At 64.8% G+C, this 21,357-nt stretch carries 21 protein-coding genes; 4 read left to right on the plus strand and 17 right to left on the minus strand.

Annotated features, from left to right (window positions below):
- Both ACZ5YA_RS08530 and ACZ5YA_RS08535 read right to left on the minus strand, forming a co-directional pair.
- Positions 1 to 879, minus strand: coding sequence for a branched-chain amino acid ABC transporter permease (locus ACZ5YA_RS08530; protein ID WP_280015839.1), 879 nt, complete (start codon positions 877 to 879; stop codon positions 1 to 3).
- Positions 879 to 1,703 (minus strand): ABC transporter ATP-binding protein, encoded by an 825-nt coding sequence (locus ACZ5YA_RS08535; protein ID WP_165867837.1) that lies wholly within the window; start codon positions 1,701 to 1,703, stop codon positions 879 to 881. Before ACZ5YA_RS08535 ends, ACZ5YA_RS08530 begins: the two co-directional genes overlap by 1 nt.
- Positions 1,704 to 1,934: 231 nt before the next feature.
- On the opposite strand from ACZ5YA_RS08535, the gene ACZ5YA_RS08540 reads away from it, so the two are divergent.
- Complete coding sequence (locus tag ACZ5YA_RS08540) at positions 1,935 to 2,738, plus strand: enoyl-CoA hydratase/isomerase family protein (protein WP_280015838.1); 804 nt, start codon at positions 1,935 to 1,937, stop codon at positions 2,736 to 2,738.
- A 26-nt stretch (positions 2,739 to 2,764) separates the two neighbouring features.
- Here ACZ5YA_RS08540 and ACZ5YA_RS08545 read toward each other — a convergent pair whose 3' ends face one another.
- The 3 genes from ACZ5YA_RS08545 to ACZ5YA_RS08555 are packed head-to-tail and all read right to left on the minus strand — an operon-like array spanning position 2,765 to position 5,753.
- Entirely contained in the window at positions 2,765 to 3,550 is a 786-nt protein-coding gene (locus ACZ5YA_RS08545; RefSeq protein ID WP_118932683.1) for an enoyl-CoA hydratase/isomerase family protein, read from the minus strand.
- A 14-nt stretch (positions 3,551 to 3,564) separates the two neighbouring features.
- The gene (locus ACZ5YA_RS08550) at positions 3,565 to 4,776 is read right to left on the minus strand and encodes a CaiB/BaiF CoA transferase family protein (protein ID WP_251881599.1); all 1,212 of its coding nucleotides are present in this window, start codon (positions 4,774 to 4,776) and stop codon (positions 3,565 to 3,567) included.
- A 2-nt stretch (positions 4,777 to 4,778) separates the two neighbouring features.
- Positions 4,779 to 5,753 (minus strand): Bug family tripartite tricarboxylate transporter substrate binding protein, encoded by a 975-nt coding sequence (locus tag ACZ5YA_RS08555; protein WP_464092376.1) that lies wholly within the window; start codon positions 5,751 to 5,753, stop codon positions 4,779 to 4,781.
- 127 nt (positions 5,754 to 5,880) lie between these two features.
- Between ACZ5YA_RS08555 and ACZ5YA_RS08560 the strand changes: the two genes are divergently transcribed.
- Complete coding sequence (locus ACZ5YA_RS08560; RefSeq protein WP_059373528.1) at positions 5,881 to 6,840, plus strand: LysR family transcriptional regulator; 960 nt, start codon at positions 5,881 to 5,883, stop codon at positions 6,838 to 6,840.
- Here ACZ5YA_RS08560 and ACZ5YA_RS08565 read toward each other — a convergent pair.
- The 11 genes from ACZ5YA_RS08565 to uvrB form a co-directional block, all read right to left on the minus strand.
- Complete coding sequence (locus ACZ5YA_RS08565) at positions 6,833 to 7,717, minus strand: methylglyoxal synthase (RefSeq protein ID WP_118932685.1); 885 nt, start codon at positions 7,715 to 7,717, stop codon at positions 6,833 to 6,835. The genes ACZ5YA_RS08560 and ACZ5YA_RS08565 overlap by 8 nt on opposite strands.
- A gap of 139 nt (positions 7,718 to 7,856) precedes the next feature.
- On the minus strand, positions 7,857 to 8,051 hold the full coding sequence (gene iscX / locus ACZ5YA_RS08570) for a Fe-S cluster assembly protein IscX (protein WP_059373531.1): 195 nt from the start codon (positions 8,049 to 8,051) through the stop codon (positions 7,857 to 7,859).
- Complete coding sequence (gene fdx / locus ACZ5YA_RS08575; RefSeq protein WP_006395860.1) at positions 8,051 to 8,392, minus strand: ISC system 2Fe-2S type ferredoxin; 342 nt, start codon at positions 8,390 to 8,392, stop codon at positions 8,051 to 8,053. Before fdx ends, iscX begins: the two co-directional genes overlap by 1 nt.
- Before the next feature lie 9 nt (positions 8,393 to 8,401).
- A complete protein-coding gene (gene hscA, locus ACZ5YA_RS08580; RefSeq protein ID WP_306637041.1) occupies positions 8,402 to 10,264 on the minus strand; it encodes a Fe-S protein assembly chaperone HscA in 1,863 nt (620 codons plus the stop codon).
- Between the two features lie 72 nt (positions 10,265 to 10,336).
- Positions 10,337 to 10,849, minus strand: a complete 513-nt coding sequence (gene hscB, locus ACZ5YA_RS08585) for a Fe-S protein assembly co-chaperone HscB (protein WP_059373542.1) — start codon at positions 10,847 to 10,849, stop codon at positions 10,337 to 10,339.
- Between the two features lie 3 nt (positions 10,850 to 10,852).
- A complete protein-coding gene (iscA, locus tag ACZ5YA_RS08590) occupies positions 10,853 to 11,176 on the minus strand; it encodes an iron-sulfur cluster assembly protein IscA (RefSeq protein ID WP_013394595.1) in 324 nt (107 codons plus the stop codon).
- A 2-nt stretch (positions 11,177 to 11,178) separates the two neighbouring features.
- Positions 11,179 to 11,586, minus strand: a complete 408-nt coding sequence (iscU, locus tag ACZ5YA_RS08595; protein ID WP_054456111.1) for a Fe-S cluster assembly scaffold IscU — start codon at positions 11,584 to 11,586, stop codon at positions 11,179 to 11,181.
- A 33-nt stretch (positions 11,587 to 11,619) separates the two neighbouring features.
- Complete coding sequence (locus ACZ5YA_RS08600) at positions 11,620 to 12,831, minus strand: IscS subfamily cysteine desulfurase (protein ID WP_054456109.1); 1,212 nt, start codon at positions 12,829 to 12,831, stop codon at positions 11,620 to 11,622.
- A gap of 21 nt (positions 12,832 to 12,852) precedes the next feature.
- Positions 12,853 to 13,395: a Fe-S cluster assembly transcriptional regulator IscR gene (iscR, locus tag ACZ5YA_RS08605; RefSeq protein WP_054456107.1), complete on the minus strand. Its 543-nt coding sequence runs from the start codon at positions 13,393 to 13,395 to the stop codon at positions 12,853 to 12,855.
- A gap of 194 nt (positions 13,396 to 13,589) precedes the next feature.
- On the minus strand, positions 13,590 to 14,081 hold the full coding sequence (locus ACZ5YA_RS08610) for a low molecular weight protein-tyrosine-phosphatase (RefSeq protein ID WP_006386176.1): 492 nt from the start codon (positions 14,079 to 14,081) through the stop codon (positions 13,590 to 13,592).
- 250 nt (positions 14,082 to 14,331) lie between these two features.
- Positions 14,332 to 16,452, minus strand: a complete 2,121-nt coding sequence (gene uvrB, locus ACZ5YA_RS08615; protein WP_464092377.1) for an excinuclease ABC subunit UvrB — start codon at positions 16,450 to 16,452, stop codon at positions 14,332 to 14,334.
- Positions 16,453 to 16,527: 75 nt separating this feature from the next.
- Between uvrB and ACZ5YA_RS08620 the strand changes: the two genes are divergently transcribed.
- Together ACZ5YA_RS08620 and lexA are read left to right on the plus strand one after the other, a co-directional pair.
- A complete protein-coding gene (locus ACZ5YA_RS08620; protein ID WP_118932687.1) occupies positions 16,528 to 17,727 on the plus strand; it encodes an amino acid aminotransferase in 1,200 nt (399 codons plus the stop codon).
- A 204-nt stretch (positions 17,728 to 17,931) separates the two neighbouring features.
- Positions 17,932 to 18,582, plus strand: a complete 651-nt coding sequence (lexA, locus tag ACZ5YA_RS08625) for a transcriptional repressor LexA (RefSeq protein WP_118932691.1) — start codon at positions 17,932 to 17,934, stop codon at positions 18,580 to 18,582.
- A 124-nt stretch (positions 18,583 to 18,706) separates the two neighbouring features.
- On the opposite strand, the gene lon is transcribed toward lexA, so the two are convergent.
- The gene (lon, locus tag ACZ5YA_RS08630) at positions 18,707 to 21,157 is read right to left on the minus strand and encodes an endopeptidase La (RefSeq protein WP_059373563.1); all 2,451 of its coding nucleotides are present in this window, start codon (positions 21,155 to 21,157) and stop codon (positions 18,707 to 18,709) included.
- Positions 21,158 to 21,357: the final 200 nt, after the last annotated feature.

Here is a 21,357-nt window from a genome sequence, read left to right on the forward strand (position 1 = left end):
TCAGAGCCTCTCGATTTCACGGGTGCCGAACAGGCCGTAGGGCCTGACCATCAACACCACCACCAGCACGATGAAAGTGGCCAGCAACTTGTATTCGCCGCCCATGTAGGCGCCGGCCCAGGCTTCCAGCAGGCCGATGAACACGCCGCCCACCAGGGCGCCCGCCACGCTGTCCAGGCCGCCCACGATCACCACCACCAGCACCGACAGGCCGAACACGCCCATCGACGAGGAAATGCCGCCGATGGCGCCCACGATCACGCCCGACACCGCGGCCAGCGCGCCCGCCGCCACCCAGGCCAGCGAAAACACGCGCGGCACGTTGATGCCCATGGCATAGGCCGCCCCCTGATCCGATGCCGTGGCGCGCAGCGCCACCCCGCCGCGCCAGTAGCGGAACACCACCAGCACCAACAGCGCCAGCACCACCGCCACCCAGAAGCCGTAGAACACCTTGGGCGCGACGAAGGCCTCGCCTATCATCACCGGCGAGCGCGGCATGAATTCCGGCAGGCGGCGCTGGTCCGCCGTCCAGATCAGTTCGACCACGCCCACCAGGATCGACGCCAGCCCCACCGTGACCATGAATACCGAGATCGGCGCTTCGCCCAACATCGGACGGATGGTCAGCCGCTCGACCAGCGCCCCCAGTGCGCCCGACACCACCACCGCGCCCACGATGGCCAGCCAGATCGGCCATTCCATGCCGGTGGCGAAGGCATAGAACACGTAGGCGCCCAGCATCAGGAATTCGCCGATGGCGATGTTCACCACCCGGGTCGCCTTGTAGACGATGACAAAGGCCAACGCCGCCAGCGCATAAAGCCCGCCGCTGCCCAGCCCGGCCAGCGTGACTTCCAGGAAGAACAGCATGTCCATCAGGCCGCCTCCCGCAGGCGACGGCGCAGGTCGCCCACGTCGCCCGCGCCCAGATAAGCCTGGATGACCTGGGGATCGGCCTGCACCTGCGCCGGCGTGCCATCGGCAATCACCTGCCCGAAGTTCAGCACCACCACGTGGTCCGACAGGTCCATCACCATGCCCATGTCATGTTCCACCATCAGCACCGTCACGCCCCATTCGGAGCGCGCGTCCAGGATGAAGCGCGCCATGTCGTCGGTCTCTTCGCGGTTCATGCCCGCCACCGGCTCGTCCAGCATCAGCACCTTGGGATTCATGGCCAGCGCTCGCGCCAGCTCCACCCGCTTTTGCAGGCCATAGGACAGCGCGGCCACCGGCGCGTGGCGGATGTGGTCGATCTCCAGGAAGTCGATGATGCGTTCTTCGATGTCGGCGCGCAGCGCCATCTCTTCGCGGCGCGCCCGCCCGAAATACAGCAAGGCGTCCAGCACGTTGGTGCGCAGGTGGGCGTGGCGGCCCAGCTTGATGTTGTCCAGCACCGTCATGCCGCGGAACAGCGCAATGTTCTGGAAGCTGCGCGCCAGGCCCAGCTTGGCGCGTTCGGGCGCGGCCACGCGCGTGATGTCGCGTCCCTGGAACCGGATGTGTCCTGACGCCGGGCGGTAGAAGCCGGAAATGGTGTTGAACAGCGAGGTCTTGCCCGCGCCGTTGGGGCCGATGACAGTGGTGATGGAGCCGGGCTCCACGCGAAAGCCCACCCCGGTAAGCGCCTTGACCCCGCCGAACGCCAGCGTGACCCCATCCACCTCCAGCAAGGGAGGGCTGTCGGACTGATCCACCATTTGTCTCCTCGCCTTTACATGCGAAGTTTTTTATCGACGTCGGTCTGGCGAACCCGCGAGGCAGGAGATGCAACGAACCTGTCTTTACCTACGCCAGTACAGCGCCGGAAAATCGTTCTATGCGTTACGCTAAGCGTGCTTAAAAGAAAACCAAGCAAGCGCTCGGTTCAGACCATAGCATCGCGGTTTTTGGATCGACAGTTGGTACTTACCCGATAACGGAGACTCGCCATGACCCAAGAACACCCCGCCTTCCAGACCCTGTTCCTGGAAACCGACGGCGCGATCGCGACCGTGACGCTGAACCGCCCCGACGCGCTGAACGCCATCGATGTGGCGATGGCGCAGGACCTGCAACGCGCCGCGCAATGGCTGGAAGCGCGCGACGACATCCGCGCCGTGTTGCTGCGCGCCACCGGCAAGACCTTTTGCGCCGGCGGCGACATCAGCATGTTCACGGGCGAGCCCGCCCTGGTGCGCGCCACCCTGCTGGACCTGTTCACGCCATTGAACGACTTCATTGCGCGCATTGCCCGCATGGACAAGATCTGGATTGCGCAGGTCCACGGCATCGCCGCGGGTGCGGGCCTGTCGCTGGTATTGGCTTGCGACCTGGCCATCGCCGACGCCGACGCCCGCTTCATGACGGCCTACCTGAAGCTTGGAGCGACGCCCGACGCCGGCATGACCCATGGCCTCACGCGGGTGCTGGGCGCCCGCCGCGCGCTGGACCTGCTGCTGCGGCACGACGCCTTTTCCGCCGGCGACGCGTTGGCCTGGGGCATCGTCACGCGCACCGCCCCTGCCGGAGAACTCGCGCAAGCCGCGCAAGGCTACGCGCTTGAGGTCGCCCGCCACGCGCCGCACGGCATCGCGGGGGCCAAGGATCTGCTGCGCTCGGCCGAACACGCCGCGCTGGAAACCCAGCTGGCCGAAGAGACCGCGCGCTTCCTGGACAGCGCCTCGCGCGCGGACTTCGCGGAGGGCGTGCGCGCGTTCCGCGAGAAGCGCGCGCCGCAGTTCAAGGGCGAATAGGTTCCAGGGTGCGCCTCGCGGCGGCGCTAGCCGCCTTGCCGCAGCCCGCTCCAGTCGGGCGCGCGCTTTTGCACGAAGGCGCTCAGTCCTTCGCGCGCCTCGGGCGTGGCGGCTGCATTGCAGAACACCTCGACCGCCGTCGCCACCCGGCGCCGGTACTCGTTGTCGTTGCTGTAAACGAAGGCGCGCCGCCCCATCGCCAGGACTTGCGGCGGCTTGCCCGCCAATGACCGCGCCAGCGAGCGGGCCTGCTCCAGCAGCTCCGCTTCGGGCGCGACGCGCGCCACCAATCCCAATCCCTGGGCCTCTTGCGCACTGAAGGTGCGCCCGGTGAACAGCAGGTCGAACGCGCGGTGCTTGCCAACGATGCCCGGCAAGTGCACGTAATGGATCGCCGGCAATACACCCACATCGATTTCGGGATAACCGAACGTGGCGGTCTCCGCCGCCACCACCATGTCGCTGGATATGGCCACCGTCATCCCGCCGCCCCGGACCGCACCCGACACCACCGAAATCGACGGCTTGGTCAGGTTGAACTGCGTGTCGTAGAGCTTGATGTACAGCTTGGACAACAGCGCGTGGATCCGCGCCGGCGTGCTGTCCAGCAGCTTCTTCATATCCAGCCCGGCGCAAAAGCGCCCCGGCAGATCGCTGGCCAGCAGCACGGCGCGCACGCCGGAGTCGGCATTGGCCCGTTCCAGCGCGGCGATCAGCGCGTCCAGCATGTCTTCGTCCAGCGCATTGACGGGCGCATGGCATAGATGGATTTCCGCAATCTGATCGCGGACTTCATAGCGCAGGAATGTCATCGTCGCTCTCGTTTTCAGGAGTGGGCTTGCACGCTGCCCGACGCCAGCAATGCTTGGATGTCGGCTGGGGCGTAGCCCAGTTCGGCCAGGATCTCGCGCGTGTGTTCGCCCAGCACGGGCGCGGGCAGCGCGGCCTGGCGGGGCTGGCGTCCGAAGCGTATCGGCAAGCCGATGTTGCGGACTTCCCCCAGGACCTTGTGCTCACTTTTCACGACGAGTTCGCGCGCAGCGACCTGCGGATGCGCCAAGGCCTGGTCCAGCGTATGAATCGCAGAACAGGCAATGCCCGCTGGCTTGAGCGCTTCCAGCCATTGCGCCACGCTGCGCGTCTCCATGCGCGACTGGACCAGCGCGACCGTCTCGGCAAAATTGCGTACCCGGTCGGCGTTGGTGGCGAACTGCGGCGCATCGACCTGGTCTTGCAGCCCCGCAACGGCGCAGAAGCGCTGCCATTGCGCATCGTTGCCCACGCCCAGCATGATGTCGCCATCAGCCGCGTGGAACGCCTGATACGGACACATGGCGGGATGGCCCGTACCCATGCGGCGCGGAATCTGGCCAGTGCGCCAGTAGTTCTGCGCCATGTACGACATCAGGCCGAGCGACGTATCCAGCAAGGAAACGTCCAGGTACTGCCCCTTGCCGCTCTGGCTGCGCTCCAGCAACGCGGCCAGGATTCCGCTCAGCGCAAAGGAACCCGTGCCCAGGTCCACCGGCGAGAAGCTGGCGCGCGCAAAATTCCCACCCGGTTCGCCCATGGTGCTGATCATGCCGCTGAAGGCCTGCAGCATGACGTCGTAGCCCGGCTCCTCGCCCATCGGACCCTCGCGGCCATAGCCCGAGATTTCGCAGTACACCAATCGCGGGTTGAGGCCGCTGAGCGTCTCGTAATCCACGCCCAGGCGCGCGGCGGTCTTGCCGCCGAAACCTTGCAGCACCACGTCCGCCTGTTCCGCCAGGCGATGCACCACGGCGCGCCCTTCCGCGGTTTTCAGGTCCACGGCCAGACTGCGCTTGTTGTGGTTCACCGCCAGGAAGGTCGCCGACTGGCCCGCCTCCTGCGGCAGCCAGGCACGCGTATCGTCGCCCGAACCCACCGGTTCGACCTTGATCACCCGCGCGCCCAGCTCGCCCAGATACTGGCCGCATAGCGGCCCGGCCAGCACCTTGCTCAAATCCAGGACGGTAATGTTCTTCAGCGGCGTCATGCGCGCATCCATCGACATGATTACTGCTCGCTCTTCAGGCCGATGGTTTGCGCGGCCTGGGTCCACTGCGCGGTTTCACGCTTGAAGAACGCGTCCAACTCGGCGGGAGCGACCTGGAAGGCTTCCGCGCCTCGGTCCTGCATCGCCTTGCGGTAGTCATCGCTCGCGACGACACGCGCTACCGCCTCGCGCAGCTTCTGCACCACTTCCGGCGGCGTGCCCGCGGGCGTTTGCAGGGAGAACCAGAATTTGAGGTCCAGGCTGGGATAGCCCGCTTCCTTCAGCGTGGGCACGTCCGGCAACAGGGGCGACCGGTCGGTGGAGGTAATGGCCAGGGCCTTCAACCTGCCGGCCTGCACCTGGCCAAGACTGGTCGACATGCTGTCGAACAGGAAATCGACCTGCCCGCCGATCACGTCGGTCACGGCGTTCGCGCTGCCTTTGTAGGCGACGCCCACGGCTTGAAAGCCGGCCAGCTTCTGCAGCGACGCACCATAGACGTGCGGCGAACTGCCCGGCCCGAAGGTCGCATAGCTAAGCCCGTTCTTCATGCCGCGCCCGCGCTGGACCAGATCGGCCAAGGTCTGGACCGGCGTGCGTTCGGGATTGACCACCAGCAGATTGGGCATGGCGCCCGTCGTGCCGACGGGCACGTAGTCCTGCAATGGATGCATCTTCGCGCTCGGGTACATCAGCGGGTTGATGGCCTGCATGGCCACCGTGTTGTGCATCAGCGTGTAGCCATCCGCCGGGCCATTCAGCACGCTTTGGTAGCCGACGTTGCCGCTGGCGCCCGGCTTGTTCTGGACGATGACCTGCTGCCCCAGCTCGCGCGCCAGAGGCTCCGCCACCAGACGCGCGATGAAGTCGGTCGGACCGCCGGCCGAGAAAGGCACGACCAGCGTAATGGGCTTTGAAGGCCAGGTATCGGCCAACGCCGGCCCGGACAGCGCCGCCGCAGCCATGCCAGCGGCGAGGATTTTCTGGAACGCCATGATGTCTCCGTTATGTTCTTGGTGGGATGGCGCCCATTATGCGAAGCGTCTTGATATATTAGAAATACCGTTTAAATATGCAGGCCATAATAAACTTATTATGCCCCTGCCCGCCTGAGGTCTGCGCATGTCTATGTCCATCCGCGCGATGCAGTGCTTTGTCGCCGTGGTTTCCACCGGGTCGATCAGCCGCGCCGCGGCCGCGCTGCATGTGGCGCAACCCGCGTTGAGCCTGCTGATACGCAATCTGGAAGAAGATCTGGGCGTGGTGCTGTTGCATCGCAGCGCACGCGGCGTCACGCCGACAGCGGCGGGATCACGTATGCTGGCGCACGCGCGCGAGATCCTGGGGCGCATCGACACGGCGCGTGCCGACGTGCGCGAAGACCTGAACGCTCCCCGGGGCACGGTATCGCTGGCCATGTCCATGTCCATGGCCAAACTGGTGACCGTGCCGTTGCTGCGGTTCTCGTTGGAGCACTGGCCCGGCGTCTACCTGAAGATCATCGAATCCAGTACGGGATACATCCCGGGCTTCGTCAGTTCCGGCCATGCCGACCTGGGACTGACTTTCAGCGACGACGCCTCGGTCGATCTGCGCTTCCAGCACCTGATGGACGAAGAGCTGGTCGTGGTTTCGCCGCCCTCGGCCAAGCCGCGAAAAAAGCCGTCCCCAGCCGCGCTGCATGCGCTGCCGGTCATGGATCTGCACGCGCTCGCCGAACTGCCGCTGGTATTGCCCGGCAGTCAACACAGCCTGCGCCGGTTGCTGGACCAGTATCAGCAGCAGGAACGCGCCGAGTTCCGCGTCATTGCCGAGGCCAACGCCATCCCGCAGCTGATCGAACTGGCGCAGGCGGGCATCGCGCACACCATCCTGTCCTACGCGGCGGTGCACCAGGAAGCCGCGCGCGGCGAGGTCATCCTGCACCGCATCGTCAAGCCGCGCCTGACGCGGCCGGTGTTCCTGTGTCGGTCGGACGTCCTGCCCTTGTCCATGGCCGCGTCCGCCGTGGCCGACCGGGTCGGCCGCATCATCACGGACTCCCGGCCCGGCGCCGCGCCCACCCGGGCAAAGCTCAGATAACGCGCTTTTCCACCGCCTGCGCCCAGCGCCGCGCCACCGTCGGCGAGGTGGCGCAGGTGGCGGACTCGGTCACTACGCGCACCGCGCGTTCCAGTAGCTGGATGTCGGCCTCGTGCTGGCGCGCCACATGCGGATCCTCGAAAAAGATCACGCGCTGGCATTGGTGTTCCAGCACCAGCTCCGCAATCTGGGCATCGCCGCCCAGCGGCCCGCTGAGATAACGGTGCACCCAGGGCGTATCCTTGGGCCAGCCGCGCGACCAGGCCAGCTCGTTCAAGCGGCCGCCGGTGGTACCCGTGGCCACGCGCCGCGCAAATCGCGACAGCACGTCGAAATGCTCGCTGGCGAACGCCACCATTTCGTCCTTGAGCGCATCGTGGGCGATCAGCGCCACCGTCTGGCCGGTGAAGTTGAAATGGCGCGAAGCCGAGACGTCCGGCGGCAAGCCGGCATGGACGCGTTCGACTTCCATCCATTCGATGGCGCCCGCAAGCGTCGAGATGAACGGACGGCCGTGCGTGATGCATTGGCGCTTGAGCGCCAGCGCTTCCGGAAAAATCGATGACGGGTCGACGGGATCGATCAGGTAGATCGCGCCGTCGAACGGCGCCTGCCCGTCACGTCCTTCCGTCACCCGGGCCACCAGCTTCATCAGGCCGCCTTCGCGGCCGTAGGGATAGCGGATCAACCCGCCGTAGCCCTGCAGCATGCCCTCGCGCACGATCGCGTCATGGGTGCGGCCGACGGTGTGCAACTGCACGCCCAGCTCGCGTATCGTGCCGGAACACGCGCGCAGCCAGGTAAACAGCGCGGCATCGGGAGTTTCGTGGTGCAGCCGGTTGGCGGCCAGGCCAAAGCGCAATTGGGCAGCGGGCATCGGTAGACTCAGGCAGGTAAGGACAACGGGAAGACCCTTGATGATACCGTGGCGGGCATGCCCGCGGCGGGATCGGTCCGGATCCGCCAGCGCTCAAAAACAAAAACGCTCCCCGCAGGGAGCGCTTCTGGTTTGGCGATCAGTCCGCCTCGTCGATCCAGGCCATCTGGATGGCCTCCAGGATCTTCTCGCCGCTATGTGCGGGGTCGTCGTTGAAGCCCGGCAAGGCCAGGACCCACTCGCGCAGTTGCACGAAGCGCAGCGTCTTGGGATCCACGTCGGGATGCGCGTCGAGCAGCGCCTCGGCGATCTGGTAGGTATCGGTCCACTTCATCAATGGCCCTCTTTGGCGTGGTTGATGGTGTACTTGGGGATCTCGACCGTCAGGTCGGCGTCCGTCACCAGCGCCTGGCAGGACAGGCGCGAGGTCGGGGTCAGGCCCCAGGCCTTGTCCAGCAGATCCTCTTCGTCATCGGTGGCGTCTTCCAGCGAAGCATAGCCCTGCTTGACCACCACGTGACAGGTCGTGCAGGCGCACGACAGTTCACACGCGTGCTCGATGTCGATATGGTTGTCCAGCAGCACGCGGCAGATCGACACGCCCTTGGGCGCGTCTTCGATCACGGCGCCTTCCGGGCAGTAGTCGGGATGAGGCAATACGGTCAGTTTCGGCATAGCGTGTTATCAGGCAATCTCGTCAAGTTTGCGGCCCGCCAGCGCGGCGCGGATGCTGCGGTCCATCCGGCGCGCAGCGAAATCGTCGGTCGCGGCCGACAGGGCCTGGACCGCGTCCTTCACCGTGTCCACGTCCTGCGCGTCCTGAGCGGCGATGGCAGCCTGCAGGCATGCGTCCACACGCTTGCGTTCTTCGGCATCCAGCAGGTCGCCATCGACGGCCAGCGCGGCCTGCACCGACTCGACCAGTTGGCGCGCGTCCACCTGTTGCTCGCGCAGCATGCGGGCGCGGGCGTCGGTGTCGGCTTGCGCCACGCTGTCGGCCAACATCTGCGCGATTTCGTCGTCGGTCAGGCCATAGGACGGCTTGACCGACACCATGGCCTCGACGCCCTTGCTCTGCTCGCGCGCGGTCACGCTCAGCAGGCCGTCGGCGTCCACCTGGAAGGTCACGCGGATGCGGGCTGCGCCCGCCACCATGGGCGGAATGCCGCGCAGCTCGAAGCGGGCCAGCGAGCGCGAATCGGAGACCAGGTCGCGTTCGCCCTGCACCACATGGATGCTCATGGCCGTCTGGCCATCCTTGAAGGTCGTGAATTCCTGGGCGCGCGCCACCGGAATCGTGCTGTTGCGCGGGATGATGCGCTCCACCAGGCCGCCCATGGTTTCCAGCCCCAAGGACAGCGGGATCACGTCCAGCAGCAGCCAGTCTTCGCCGGGAGCGCGGTTGCCCGCCAGCAGATTGGCCTGCAAGGCGGCGCCCAGCGCAACCACTTGATCGGGATCCAGGTCCGTCAGCGGTTGCGTGCCGAACAGCTTGCCCACGGCAGCGCGCACGACCGGCATGCGCGTGGCGCCGCCGACCATCACCACGCCGCGCACGTCGGCCGGCGTCAGCGATGCGTCGCGCAAGGCGCGGCGCGCGCAGTCCAGCGTGCGCACGATCAGGGGCTGGGCCAGTTCTTCGAAGGCGGCCCGCGTCAGGCTCGTGTCCACGGTTCTGCCGTCGGACAATTCCAGCTTCAGGCCGGCCGCATCGGCGTCCGACAAGGCCTCGCGCGCGGCGCGCGCCGCCATCAGCAAGCGGCGGCGGTCCGCCGGCGAAAACTCGCCCGCGGCAAGCCCGGCCACCACATGATCGACGATCAAGGCATCGAAGTCGTCGCCGCCCAGCGCGGTATCGCCGCCGGTGGCAATAACCTCGAACACGCCCTGGGTCAGGCGCAGGATGGAAATATCGAACGTGCCGCCGCCCAGGTCGTACACGGCGTACACGCCTTCAGCCGCGTTATCCAGGCCGTAGGCAATGGCCGCTGCGGTCGGTTCATTCAGCAGGCGCAGCACGTTCAGGCCGGCCAGACGGGCGGCGTCGCGCGTCGCCTGGCGCTGGGCGTCATCGAAATAGGCGGGCACCGTGATGACCGCGCCGACCAGGTCATCGCCCAGCACGTCTTCGGCGCGTTGGCGCAGAACGGCCAGGATCTGCGCCGACACTTCAACCGGGCTCAGGTCGCCCTGGACGGTGCGGATGCGCACCATGCCGGGCGCGTCCACGAATTCGTACGGCGCACGGCTGGCGCGCGCCTCTTCCAGCGAACGGCCCATGAAACGCTTGACCGACACAACGGTATTCAGCGGATCCTCGGCCTGCTGCGCGAGCGGTTCGCGCCCCGTGGTGACCTTGCCGCCGGCGAAATAGCGCACGGCGGAAGGCAGCAAGGCGTGGCCTTGCTCGTCCCTCAACACTTCGGCGACGCTGCTGCGCACGGCCGCGACCAGGGAATTGGTGGTGCCCAGGTCGATCCCGACCGCCAGCTTGCGCTGGTGAGGCGCGGGCGATTCGCCAGGCTCTGATATCTGCAATAAGGCCATGATTCTGTTTTTATGGTCAGTAGGCGGCGCTGTGCCGGCGCCCGTGTCGCGGACGCCCCGGCGCGGCCTGGGCTATGCGGCGGGCTGGGCGTGCGCCAGTTCTTCCGCCAACTTCTCCACGAACATCCACTCCCGCACCTTGAGCCCCGCCGCCGCGTAGTCGCGGTCCTGGTCGATCAGACGGGCCAGCGTGGCGCGCATGGCGGCGCGCGCCTGCTGCAATTCCGCCTGCAAGGCCGCCAGGGCGTCGGCGTCGTCGCGCGCGTCGTCCAGCATCTCGCGCCAGGTCATCTGCTGCATCAGGAATTCGGGGTCCATGGCCGTGTTGCTCTCGGTCTGCAGGTCCACGCCGGCCTGCTCGCACAGGTAGCGCGCCCGCAGCAAGGGATCGCGCAACAGGCGGTAAGCCTCGTTGGCGCGAGCCGCCCACTGCATGGCCACGCGGCGTTCCGCGGGGCTGGCAGTGGCGTAGCGGTCGGGATGCACCTGCGCCGCGACGGTACGCCACGCAGTCTCAAGCGCCTGGGCGTCCAGATCGAAACGCGCCGGCAAGCCGAACAGGCCGAAGTGATCGTCACCAGCCAAGACTTACACCGTGAACGACTCGCCGCAGCCGCAGGTCGCCTTTTCGTTGGGGTTGCGGAACTTGAAGCCTTCGTTCAGGCCTTCACGGGCGTAATCGAGTTCGGTGCCGTCCAGGTAGGACAGGCTTTTCGGGTCGATGAAGACCTTCACGCCGAAGCTTTCGAACACCACGTCTTCCGGCGCCACGTCGTCCACGTACTCGAGCTTGTAGGCCATGCCGGAGCAGCCCGTGGTCCTAACGCCGAGCCGCAAGCCGATACCCTTTCCGCGCTTCTGCAAGTAGCGGCCGATATGGGTGGCAGCCTGTTGGGTCAGGGTAACGGACATGTTCAGCCCGCCACAGCAGCTTCAGCCGGGGCCGAATGCTTTTCTTTGTAGTTCTGCACCGCGGCCTTGATCGCGTCTTCGGCCAGGATGGAACAGTGCACCTTCACGGGCGGCAGGGCCAGTTCTTCGGCGATCTGCGTGTTGCGGATGTTCATGGCTTCGTCGAGCGTCTTGCCCTTGACCCATTCGGTCACGAGCGAGCTGGAAGCGATGGCCGAACCGCAGCCGTAGGTCTTGAAGCGCGCGTCTTCGATCACGCCGGCTTCGTTCACCTTGATCTGCAGCTTCATCACGTCGCCACAGGCGGGCGCGCCGACCATGCCGGTGCCGACCGACTCGTCCGACTTGTCGAACGAACCGACGTTGCGCGGGTTTTCGTAGTGATCCAGGACTTTGGTGCTGTAAGACATGTTAATTCTCCACGAATTTCTAGGCGCGGGCGCTTAGTGCGCAGCCCACTGCACGGTGTTCAAGTCGATGCCTTCCTTGGCCATTTCCCACAGCGGCGACATGTCGCGCAGCTTGCCGACGCGGCTCTTGAGCAACTCGATGGCGTAGTCCACTTCCTTTTCGGTCGTGAAACGGCCCAGCGTGAAGCGGATCGAGCTGTGCGCCAGTTCGTCGTTGCGGCCCAGGGCGCGCAACACGTAGGACGGTTCCAGGCTGGCCGAGGTGCAGGCCGAGCCGCTGGAGACGGCCAGTTCCTTGATCGCCATGATCAGGGACTCGCCTTCGACATAGTTGAAGCTGACATTCAGGTTGTGCGGGACGCGTTGGTCCATGTCGCCGTTGAGGTAGACCTCTTCGATCTGCGACAGGCCAGCCCACAGGCGGTCGCGCAGCATGCGGATGCGCTCGTTCTCGGTGCCCATTTCCTCGCGGGCCAGGCGGAAAGCTTCACCCATGCCGACGATCTGGTGCGTGGCCAGCGTGCCCGAGCGGAAACCGCGCTCGTGGCCGCCGCCGTGCATCTGCGCTTCGATGCGGATACGCGGTTTGCGGCGCACGTACAGGGCGCCGATGCCCTTGGGGCCGTAGGTCTTGTGAGCCGAGAACGACATCAGGTCGACCTTGAGCTTTTGCAGGTCGATTTCCACCTTGCCGGTCGCCTGGGCGGCGTCCACGTGGAAAATGATGCCCTTTTCGCGGCAGATCTCGCCCAGCGTTGCGACGTCCTGGATCACGCCGATTTCGTTGTTCACCATCATCACGGATACCAGCACGGTATCGGGGCGCAGCGCGGCCTTGAAGGTGTCCAGATCGATCAGGCCGTTGTCCTTGACGTCCAGATAGGTCACTTCGAAGCCCTGGCGCTCGAGTTCGCGACAGGTGTCCAGCACGGCCTTGTGCTCGGTCTTGACGGTGACGATGTGCTTGCCGCGTTCCTGGTAGAAGTTGGCGGCGCCTTTGATCGCCAGGTTGTTGGATTCGGTGGCGCCGGAGGTCCAGACGATTTCGCGCGGATCGGCGTTCACCAGCTTGGCGACTTCTTCACGGGCGCGCTCGACGGCTTCTTCGGATTCCCAGCCAAACGCATGGCTGCGGGATGCCGGGTTGCCGAAGTTGTCGTACAGCCAGGGCACCATCTTGTCCACGACGCGGGGGTCGACGGGCGTCGTGGCGGAATAATCCAGATAGATCGGGCGGGTGGTCATTTCTACAACTCCTGATACTGCTTATACGGTGGCATTGGCGGCGACGGTCGCGGCCGGGGCGTTGGCGGCGTTGTTGGCGCCCCCCACCCGGTTCACGCGCACCGCGCAAGCCTGCGCTTGATTGTTGGCTTCCTGCAGTTGGCGCACGCGCTGCTGATCGACGAGATCCTGCAGGGACACCGAATCCAGGTAATCCACCATCTTGCGATTCAACGTAGCCCAGAGTTCGTGCGTCATGCACTTGCCCGGCTTGCCGTCGTTGCCGCTCGTACAGTCCCGCTTGCCGCCGCAGCTGGTGGCGTCCAGGGGTTCATCGACGGCGAAAATGATGTCGGCAACGGTAACGTTGCGGGCGAGGCGCGCGAGCGAGTAGCCGCCCCCAGGGCCGCGCACGCTGTCCACGAGTTCGTGGCGACGCAGTTTCCCGAACAGCTGTTCCAGGTAGGACAGCGAGATGTTCTGACGCTGGCTGATGGCCGCAAGAGTGACCGGACCGCTATGCTGCCGCATAGCCAGATCGATCATGGCAGTCACGGCGAAACGCCCCTTGGTAGTTAGCCGCATGGTAGGTTCCCAGTGATTCGGCAATGGCCGCAGGCGAATCCAGCGGTCAATACCCGAGTAATTGCCTCAAGTATAGCCTATTCCCGACTAATTTGGTATGGCTCCCGGCTAGAAAAAACCGCGCATTCGCGCGGTTTTTCACTGCCAAGCACCTCCGAGAACCGCCCGACGGGCAGCCCTGCGGAACAAGCGGATCACGCCGCCTGGTACTGGGTCGCGCGCTTGCGCACCAGCTCAAGTACACCCTGACAGGCGTCTTCCAGGTAGTCCAGGACCTTGCCGAAACCATCGGCGCCGCCATAGTACGGATCGGGCACGGTGGCCTCTTCGAACTCATTGGCAAAGCGCATCAGCAGCATCAGCTTGTGCTGGTAGGCCTTGGGGCACTGCTGCTGCATGGCGGACAGATTGTCCCAATCCATGGCGAGGATCAAGTCGAAATCGCGGAAATCTTCCGCGGTGACCTGACGCGCTTCACAGTGCGTGATCTCGTAGCCGCGCTTGCGCGCTGCGGCCTGCGCCCGGGCATCAGGCGCCTCGCCGATGTGAAACGCGTGCGTGCCCGCGGAGTCGATGCGAACCACATCGCCCAAACCCGCGTCGTTCACCAAATGGCGAAACACGCCCTCTGCGCTCGGCGAGCGACAGATATTGCCCATGCAAACGAAAAGTACCTTGGTCATCATGGGAGTAAGTGTGCGGGAAAACCCGAGATAAGGCAAGCTTTTTTTGCGTCTGCGGGATTCTGGCCCAGCAAATACGGTATCAATATTTTTTCAATAAAATCAATAACTTATAAAGAAATTCTGATCCCTCTCATGAACACTGAATCCAGATATCCGGGCGAATCGTGGCAGCCTGATTGCAACGCAACAGGTTTTGGCAATATTCAGCCGCCAGTCAGCGAAAAGAAACATTTAGACACGTGATCCGCTGCTACACCGCCCCGTCCAGCAGCACGCGCTGCTTCAGCGCGGTCAGCGCGTCGCGCGCCGCAGCCGCCTGTTCGAACTCGAGGTTCCGGGCATGATCCATCATCAGCTTTTCGAGGCGCTTGATCTCGCGGGCCAGGGCCCTTTCGTCCTTCAGGAACTCCGCCGGAACTGCGGCCTCGAGCGCGTCGTGCTGCGTCGGCGCGACCACGCCATCAATCAGTTCGCGCACGGCCTTCTGCACGCCCCGGGCGGTAATGCCGTGGTCGGCGTTGAATTTCAGCTGCTTGGCGCGCCGCCTCTCGGTTTCCTCCATGGCGCGTTGCATCGAATCGGTAATGCGGTCCGCATAGAGGATGGCGTGGCCGTTGAGGTTGCGCGCCGCACGCCCGATGGTCTGGATCAGGCTGCGTTCCGAACGCAGGAAGCCTTCCTTGTCGGCATCCAGGATCGCGACCAGCGACACTTCGGGAATATCCAGCCCTTCGCGCAGCAGGTTGATCCCCACCAGCACGTCAAAGGTGCCCAGGCGCAGGTCGCGGATGATTTCCACGCGCTCGACGGTGTCGATATCCGAATGCAGATAGCGCACTCGGACGCCGTGCTCGCTCAGGAAGTCCGTCAAGTCCTCCGCCATGCGCTTGGTCAGCGTGGTGACCAGCACGCGCTCCGCTTGCGCCACGCGCGCCTTGATCTGCCCGAGGAGGTCATCGACCTGGGTCCGGGCCGGCAGGACCTCGACCAGCGGATCGACCAGCCCGGTAGGCCGCACCACTTGTTCCACGACGTTGTCGGTGTGCTCTTTCTCGTAGGCGGCCGGCGTGGCCGACACGAACACGCACTGGCGCATCCGAGCCTCGAATTCCTCGAGTTTCAGCGGCCGGTTGTCCAACGCCGACGGCAGGCGAAAACCGTACTGCACCAGCGTTTCCTTGCGCGCGCGGTCGCCCCGGTACATGCCGCCCAACTGGCCGATGGTGACATGGCTTTCGTCAATGAACATGAGCGCATCGGACGGCAGGTAGTCGATGAGGGTGGGCGGCGGTTCGCCTGGCGCCGCGCCGGACAGGTGGCGAGAGTAGTTTTCGATGCCTTTGCAGAAGCCCAGCTCCTGCAGCATTTCCAGGTCGAAACGGGTGCGCTGCTCCAGCCGCTGCGCCTCGACCAGATGGCCGTCGTCGACGAAGCGCTTGACCCGTTCGCGCAGCTCTTCCTTGATGGTTTCAATTGCGCGCAGCACGGTGTCGCGCGGCGTGACGTAGTGCGAACCGGGATAGACGGTAAAGCGCGGCAGCTTCTGGCGGATGCGGCCGGTCAGCGGATCGAACAGCTCCAGGCTTTCGATCTCGTCGTCGAACAGCGTCAGGCGCAGCGCCAGTTCCGGGCTTTCCGCCGGGAAGATGTCGATGGTCTCGCCACGCACCCGGAAGACGCCGCGGGTGAACTCGGCGTCGTTGCGGGTGTACTGCATGGCGACCAGGCGGGCCAGGATCTCGCGGCGCGAGATCTGGTCGCCGGCGCGCAGGATCAGCACCATGGCGTGGTAGTCGCCCGGGTTGCCGATACCGTAGATGCACGACACGGTGCCCACGATGATGGTGTCGCGGCGCTCCAGCAGGCTCTTGGTCGCCGACAGCCGCATCTGTTCGATGTGCTCATTGATGGACGAATCCTTTTCAATGAACAGGTCGCGCGTCGGCACGTACGCCTCGGGCTGGTAGTAGTCGTAGTACGAAACGAAGTACTCGACGGCGTTCTTCGGGAAGAACTCCCGCATTTCGGCGTACAGCTGGGCGGCCAGCGTCTTATTGGGGGCCAGAACCAGCGCCGGGCGCCCCATGCGGGCGATGACGTTGGCCATGGTGTAGGTCTTGCCGGAGCCCGTCACGCCCAATAGCGTCTGAAACATCAGGCCGTCTTCGACCCCCTGGGTCAACCCCTCGATGGCGGTGGGCTGATCGCCCGCCGGCGGATAGGGTTGGTACAGGTGAAACGGGCTGCCCGGGAAATCGATGAATCCGGGGCCTGGCGCGGACGGATCCGCCACGGCCAATGCCGCCGCGGGATCAGCCGCCAGGTTCGCTGCGGCCCCCGCCGTAATCGGGTCTATTGCGCTCTTAGGCATGCTAGACTCTTCCAGGGTAAACCCCTCATTATCCACAGCAGCCCGTACTGCGTCCACCCACCTCATCAGACTCCCATGAGCACCCTTTTCGATTCCGTCGAACTCGCCCCGCGCGACCCCATTCTTGGCCTGAACGAACAATTCAACGCTGATACGCGTCCCGGTAAAGTCAATCTGGGCGTGGGCGTGTACTACGACGATCAGGGTCGCATCCCCCTGCTGGGCGCGGTTCGCAAGGCCGAAGCCGCCCGCATCGAAGCCGCCGCCGCCCGCGGCTACCTGCCCATCGAAGGCATCGCCGGTTACAACAACGGCGCGCAAGCCCTGCTGCTGGGCAAGGATTCCGCACTGGCCGCCGCCGGCCGCGTGCTGACCACCCAGGCCCTGGGCGGCACCGGCGCGCTGAAGATCGGCGCCGACTTCCTGCGCCAACTGCTGCCGACCTCCAAGGTCCTGATCAGCGATCCCAGCTGGGAAAACCACCGCGCCCTGTTCGAGCGCGCCGGTTTCGAAGTCGGCACCTATTCGTACTACGACGCCGCTACCCGCGGCCTGAACTTCGACGCCATGCTGGCCGACCTGAAGGCCGCGCCGGCCAAGACCGTCGTCGTGCTGCATGCCTGCTGCCACAACCCCACCGGCGTGGACCCCACCGCCGACCAGTGGAAGCAGATCGCCGCCGTCGTCAAGGAAAACCATCTGGTCCCGTTCCTGGACATCGCCTACCAGGGCTTCGGCGACGGCCTGACCGAGGACGCCTCGGTCGTGCGCATGTTCGCCGACCTGGACCTGACCATGTTCATCAGTTCCTCGTTCTCGAAGTCGTTCTCGCTGTACGGCGAGCGAGTCGGCGCGCTGACGGTCGTCGCCGGCAGCAAGGACGAAGCCACCCGCGTGCTGAGCCAGCTCAAGCGCGTGATCCGCACCAACTACTCCAACCCGCCCACCCACGGCGGCACGGTGGTGTCGACGGTCCTGAACACGCCTGAACTCTTCGCCATGTGGGAAGAGGAACTCGCCGGCATGCGCGACCGCATCCGCCTGATGCGCAAGCAACTGGTCGACAAGATCAAGGAACACGGCGGCAAGCAGGACTTCAGCTTCGTGCTGAAGCAGCGCGGCATGTTCTCGTATTCGGGCCTGACCGCCGCGCAAGTGGACCGCCTGCGCGAAGAACATGGCGTGTATGCCGTTTCCAGCGGCCGCATCTGCGTCGCCGCGCTGAACAGCGGCAACATCGACAAAGTCGCCAAGGGCATCGCGGCCGTGCTGTAAAGCCGTTTACCGCGCACAGGCCCATGCGGGCCTGCAGCCAGGAACGGGACCTTCGGGTCCCGTTTTCTTTTGGCTCGGGCCGGCTTTTTTCTTTTGGTCCGGGCCGGCTTCTTCTTATGGCCCGCCCCGAGCTTGCTTTTTTGCGCTGCGTCCCCCAGAATGGCGCTGTATATATGTACAGTCCGCTAGCACCGGATCATCGCCATGGCCAGCAAACTCACTGATCGCCAACAACAAATCCTGGATCTCATCAGGCAGACCGTCACGCGCACGGGCTTCCCGCCGACCCGCGCCGAAATTGCCCTGGCCCTGGGTTTCCGATCCCCCAACGCGGCGGAAGATCACCTCAAGGCGCTTGCCCGCAAGGGCGCCATCGAGCTGACCGCCGGCGCGTCGCGCGGCATCCGCCTGAAGGACGCCTCCCCTGCCCCCACGCAAAGCTCGCTGCCCATGCCGGGCCTGGCCCAATTGCTGCTGCCGCTGGTCGGCCGCGTCGCTGCGGGCAGCCCCATCCTGGCCGCCGAGCACGTGGAACGCGAAGTCGGGGTCGATCCCAACCTGTTCGCCCAGACGCCCGACTACCTGCTCAAGGTGCGCGGCATGAGCATGCGCGACGCTGGCATCCTGGAAGGCGACCTACTCGCCGTAAAGAAAGCCTCGGAAGCCCGCAATGGTCAGATCGTGGTCGCCCGCCTGGGCGACGACGTCACCGTCAAGCGCCTGCAACGCCAGAACGGCCACATAGAACTCCTGCCCGAAAACCCCGATTTCGAACCCATCGTGGTCGAAGCTGGCCAGGATTTCGCGCTGGAAGGCATCGCGGTGGGCCTGATCCGCACGCACGCGCTGCACTAGGAACCAACAGCTCCTGCGCCTGCGCAGCATAAAAAAACCCCCGCCAATTTCTTGGCGGGGGTTTTTTGTTGGAAGCTGCATCCAGGAGGAGCGCCGCTTACTGGCGGCGTCGCTCCCGGCTCCATCAGTGCTTGAGCACCGGGTCGGTCGAACCCGGTTCGGCAGGCTTGGCCACCAGGGGTTCCTTGACCGCTTCTTCCTCGGCCAGGGGCTCCGGCAGGCGCTCCAGCGCCAGTTCCAGCACCTTGTCGATCCAGCGCACCGGCACGATCTCGAGATGGTTCTTGACGTTGTCCGGGATCTCCGCCAAATCCTTGACGTTTTCTTCCGGAATCAAGACCGTCTTGATGCCGCCACGGTGAGCTGCCAGCAGCTTTTCCTTCAGGCCGCCGATGGGCAGGACCTCGCCGCGCAGCGTGATCTCGCCGGTCATGGCAACGTCGGCGCGCACCGGAATGCGCGACAAGGCCGACACCATGGCCGTGGTGATCGCGATACCCGCGGACGGACCGTCCTTGGGTGTCGCGCCTTCCGGCACGTGCACGTGCATGTCGTGCTTCTCGAACACGCTGTCGGCAAAGCCCAGGCGGCGGGCGCGGGAACGCACTACCGTGCGAGCCGCCTCGACCGACTCCTTCATCACGTCGCCCAGCGAGCCGGTGCGTTGGATGACGCCCTTGCCGGGCATGTCCGCGACTTCGATCGTCAGCAGGTCGCCGCCGACTTCCGTCCAGGCCAGACCCGTCACCTGACCGATCTGGTTTTCCTTTTCGGCCATGCCGAAGGCATAACGGCGCACGCCCAGGAATTCACTCAGGTTGTCGCCCGTGACGTTGACCGGCTTGACCTCGGCGGCCTTGCCTTCAGCCTTGGCGCGGTCGCTCTGGGTCAGCAACTGCTTGATGACCTTGCGGCAGATCTTGCCCACTTCGCGTTCGAGCGCACGCACACCGGCTTCGCGGGTGTAGTAGCGCACGATGTCGCGCAGCGCACTGTCGTCGACCGTGAGTTCGCTATCCTTCACGCCGTTGTTCTTCATCAGCTTGGGCAGCAGATGGTCGCGGGCGATGTGGATCTTCTCTTCCTCGGTGTAACCCGACAGACGGATCACTTCCATGCGGTCCAGCAGCGCCGGCGGAATATTCAGCGTGTTGCTGGTGGCCACGAACATGACGTCGGACAGGTCGAAGTCGACTTCGATGTAGTGGTCCTGGAACGTGTGGTTCTGTTCGGGATCCAGTACTTCGAGCAACGCCGACGAGGGATCGCCGCGGAAATCCATGCCCAGCTTGTCGATTTCATCGAGCAGGAACAAGGGATTGCGCACGCCGACCTTCGACATGTTCTGGACGATCTTGCCAGGCATGGAGCCGATGTACGTGCGGCGATGGCCGCGGATCTCGGCTTCGTCGCGCACGCCGCCCAGCGCCATGCGCACGAACTTGCGGTTCGTCGCCTTGGCGATGGATTGGCCGAGCGAGGTCTTGCCGACGCCCGGAGGGCCGACCAGGCACAGGATCGGCGCCTTCACCTTGTCCACGCGCTGTTGCACGGCAAGGTATTCCAGGATCCGTTCCTTGACCTTTTCCAGACCGTAGTGGTCGTTGTCCAGCACCGTTTCCGCGTTGCTGATGGAATTGTTGATCTTGCTCTTCTTCCTCCAGGGGAGGTTGATGAGCGTATCGATGTAGTTGCGCACCACGGTGGCTTCTGCCGACATGGGCGACATGAGCTTGAGCTTCTTGAGCTCGGCATCGGCCTTCTTGCGCGCCTCTTTGGGCATGTGGGCAGCGATGATCTTCTTTTCAAGCTCTTCGATGTCCGCGCCTTCCTCGCCCTCGCCCAACTCCTTCTGAATGGCCTTGACCTGCTCATTCAGGTAGTAGTCGCGCTGGCTCTTTTCCATCTGCTTCTTCACGCGGCCGCGAATCCGCTTTTCGACCTGGAGGATGTCGATTTCGGTTTCGAGTTGCGTGAGCAGGCCTTCGAGGCGCTCGGAGGTGCCGACGATCTCGAGCATCTTCTGCTTCTGCTCGAGCTTCAAGGGAAGATGCGCGGCGATCGTGTCGGCCAGGCGTCCGGCATCATCGATGCCAGCCAGCGAGGTCAGGATCTCCGGGGGGATCTTCTTGTTCAGTTTTACGTACTGCTCGAACTGCGCAACGATGGCGCGGCGCAGGGCTTCGGTTTCGGAGCCTTGCATGGCGTCCGGTTCGATCGGCGACACCTGGCAGGTGAAATGCGAATCGGCATCTTCGATGCTGTTGATGCGGGCGCGCTGGGTGCCCTCGACCAGCACCTTGACGGTGCCGTCGGGCAGCTTGAGCATCTGCAGGATGCCGGCTACGCAGCCGATCTCGTAGACGTCTTCGGGGGTGGGGTCATCCTTGCCGGCGGATTTCTGGGCCACCAGCATGATGCTCTTGCCCGCTTCCATCGCAACCTCGAGCGCGCGGATAGAGCGCGGGCGGCCGACGAACAGCGGGATGACCATGTGCGGAAACACCACGACATCGCGCAGTGGGAGCAGGGGCAGGTCGATCGGGTCGGAAGGCAGGGTCTGGCTGGCAGACATAGGAGGTTCCTCGGTATGACTCGGCGTATCGGGGACGGGAGGCCTGGGTATACCCGGACAATCCACGTCGGTTACGTCTGTTATGGGAACAATAGCCGAAAATTCAAGATCTCGGCGCCTGGATCCCCCAACGGCTTAAAAAAACCGCGGGCGGCACCCTCAGTATGCAAGCGTCGCGCCTGCAGGAAAAGCGTGTTTGC

The organism is Achromobacter sp. JCM 18799 (assembly GCF_055395645.1).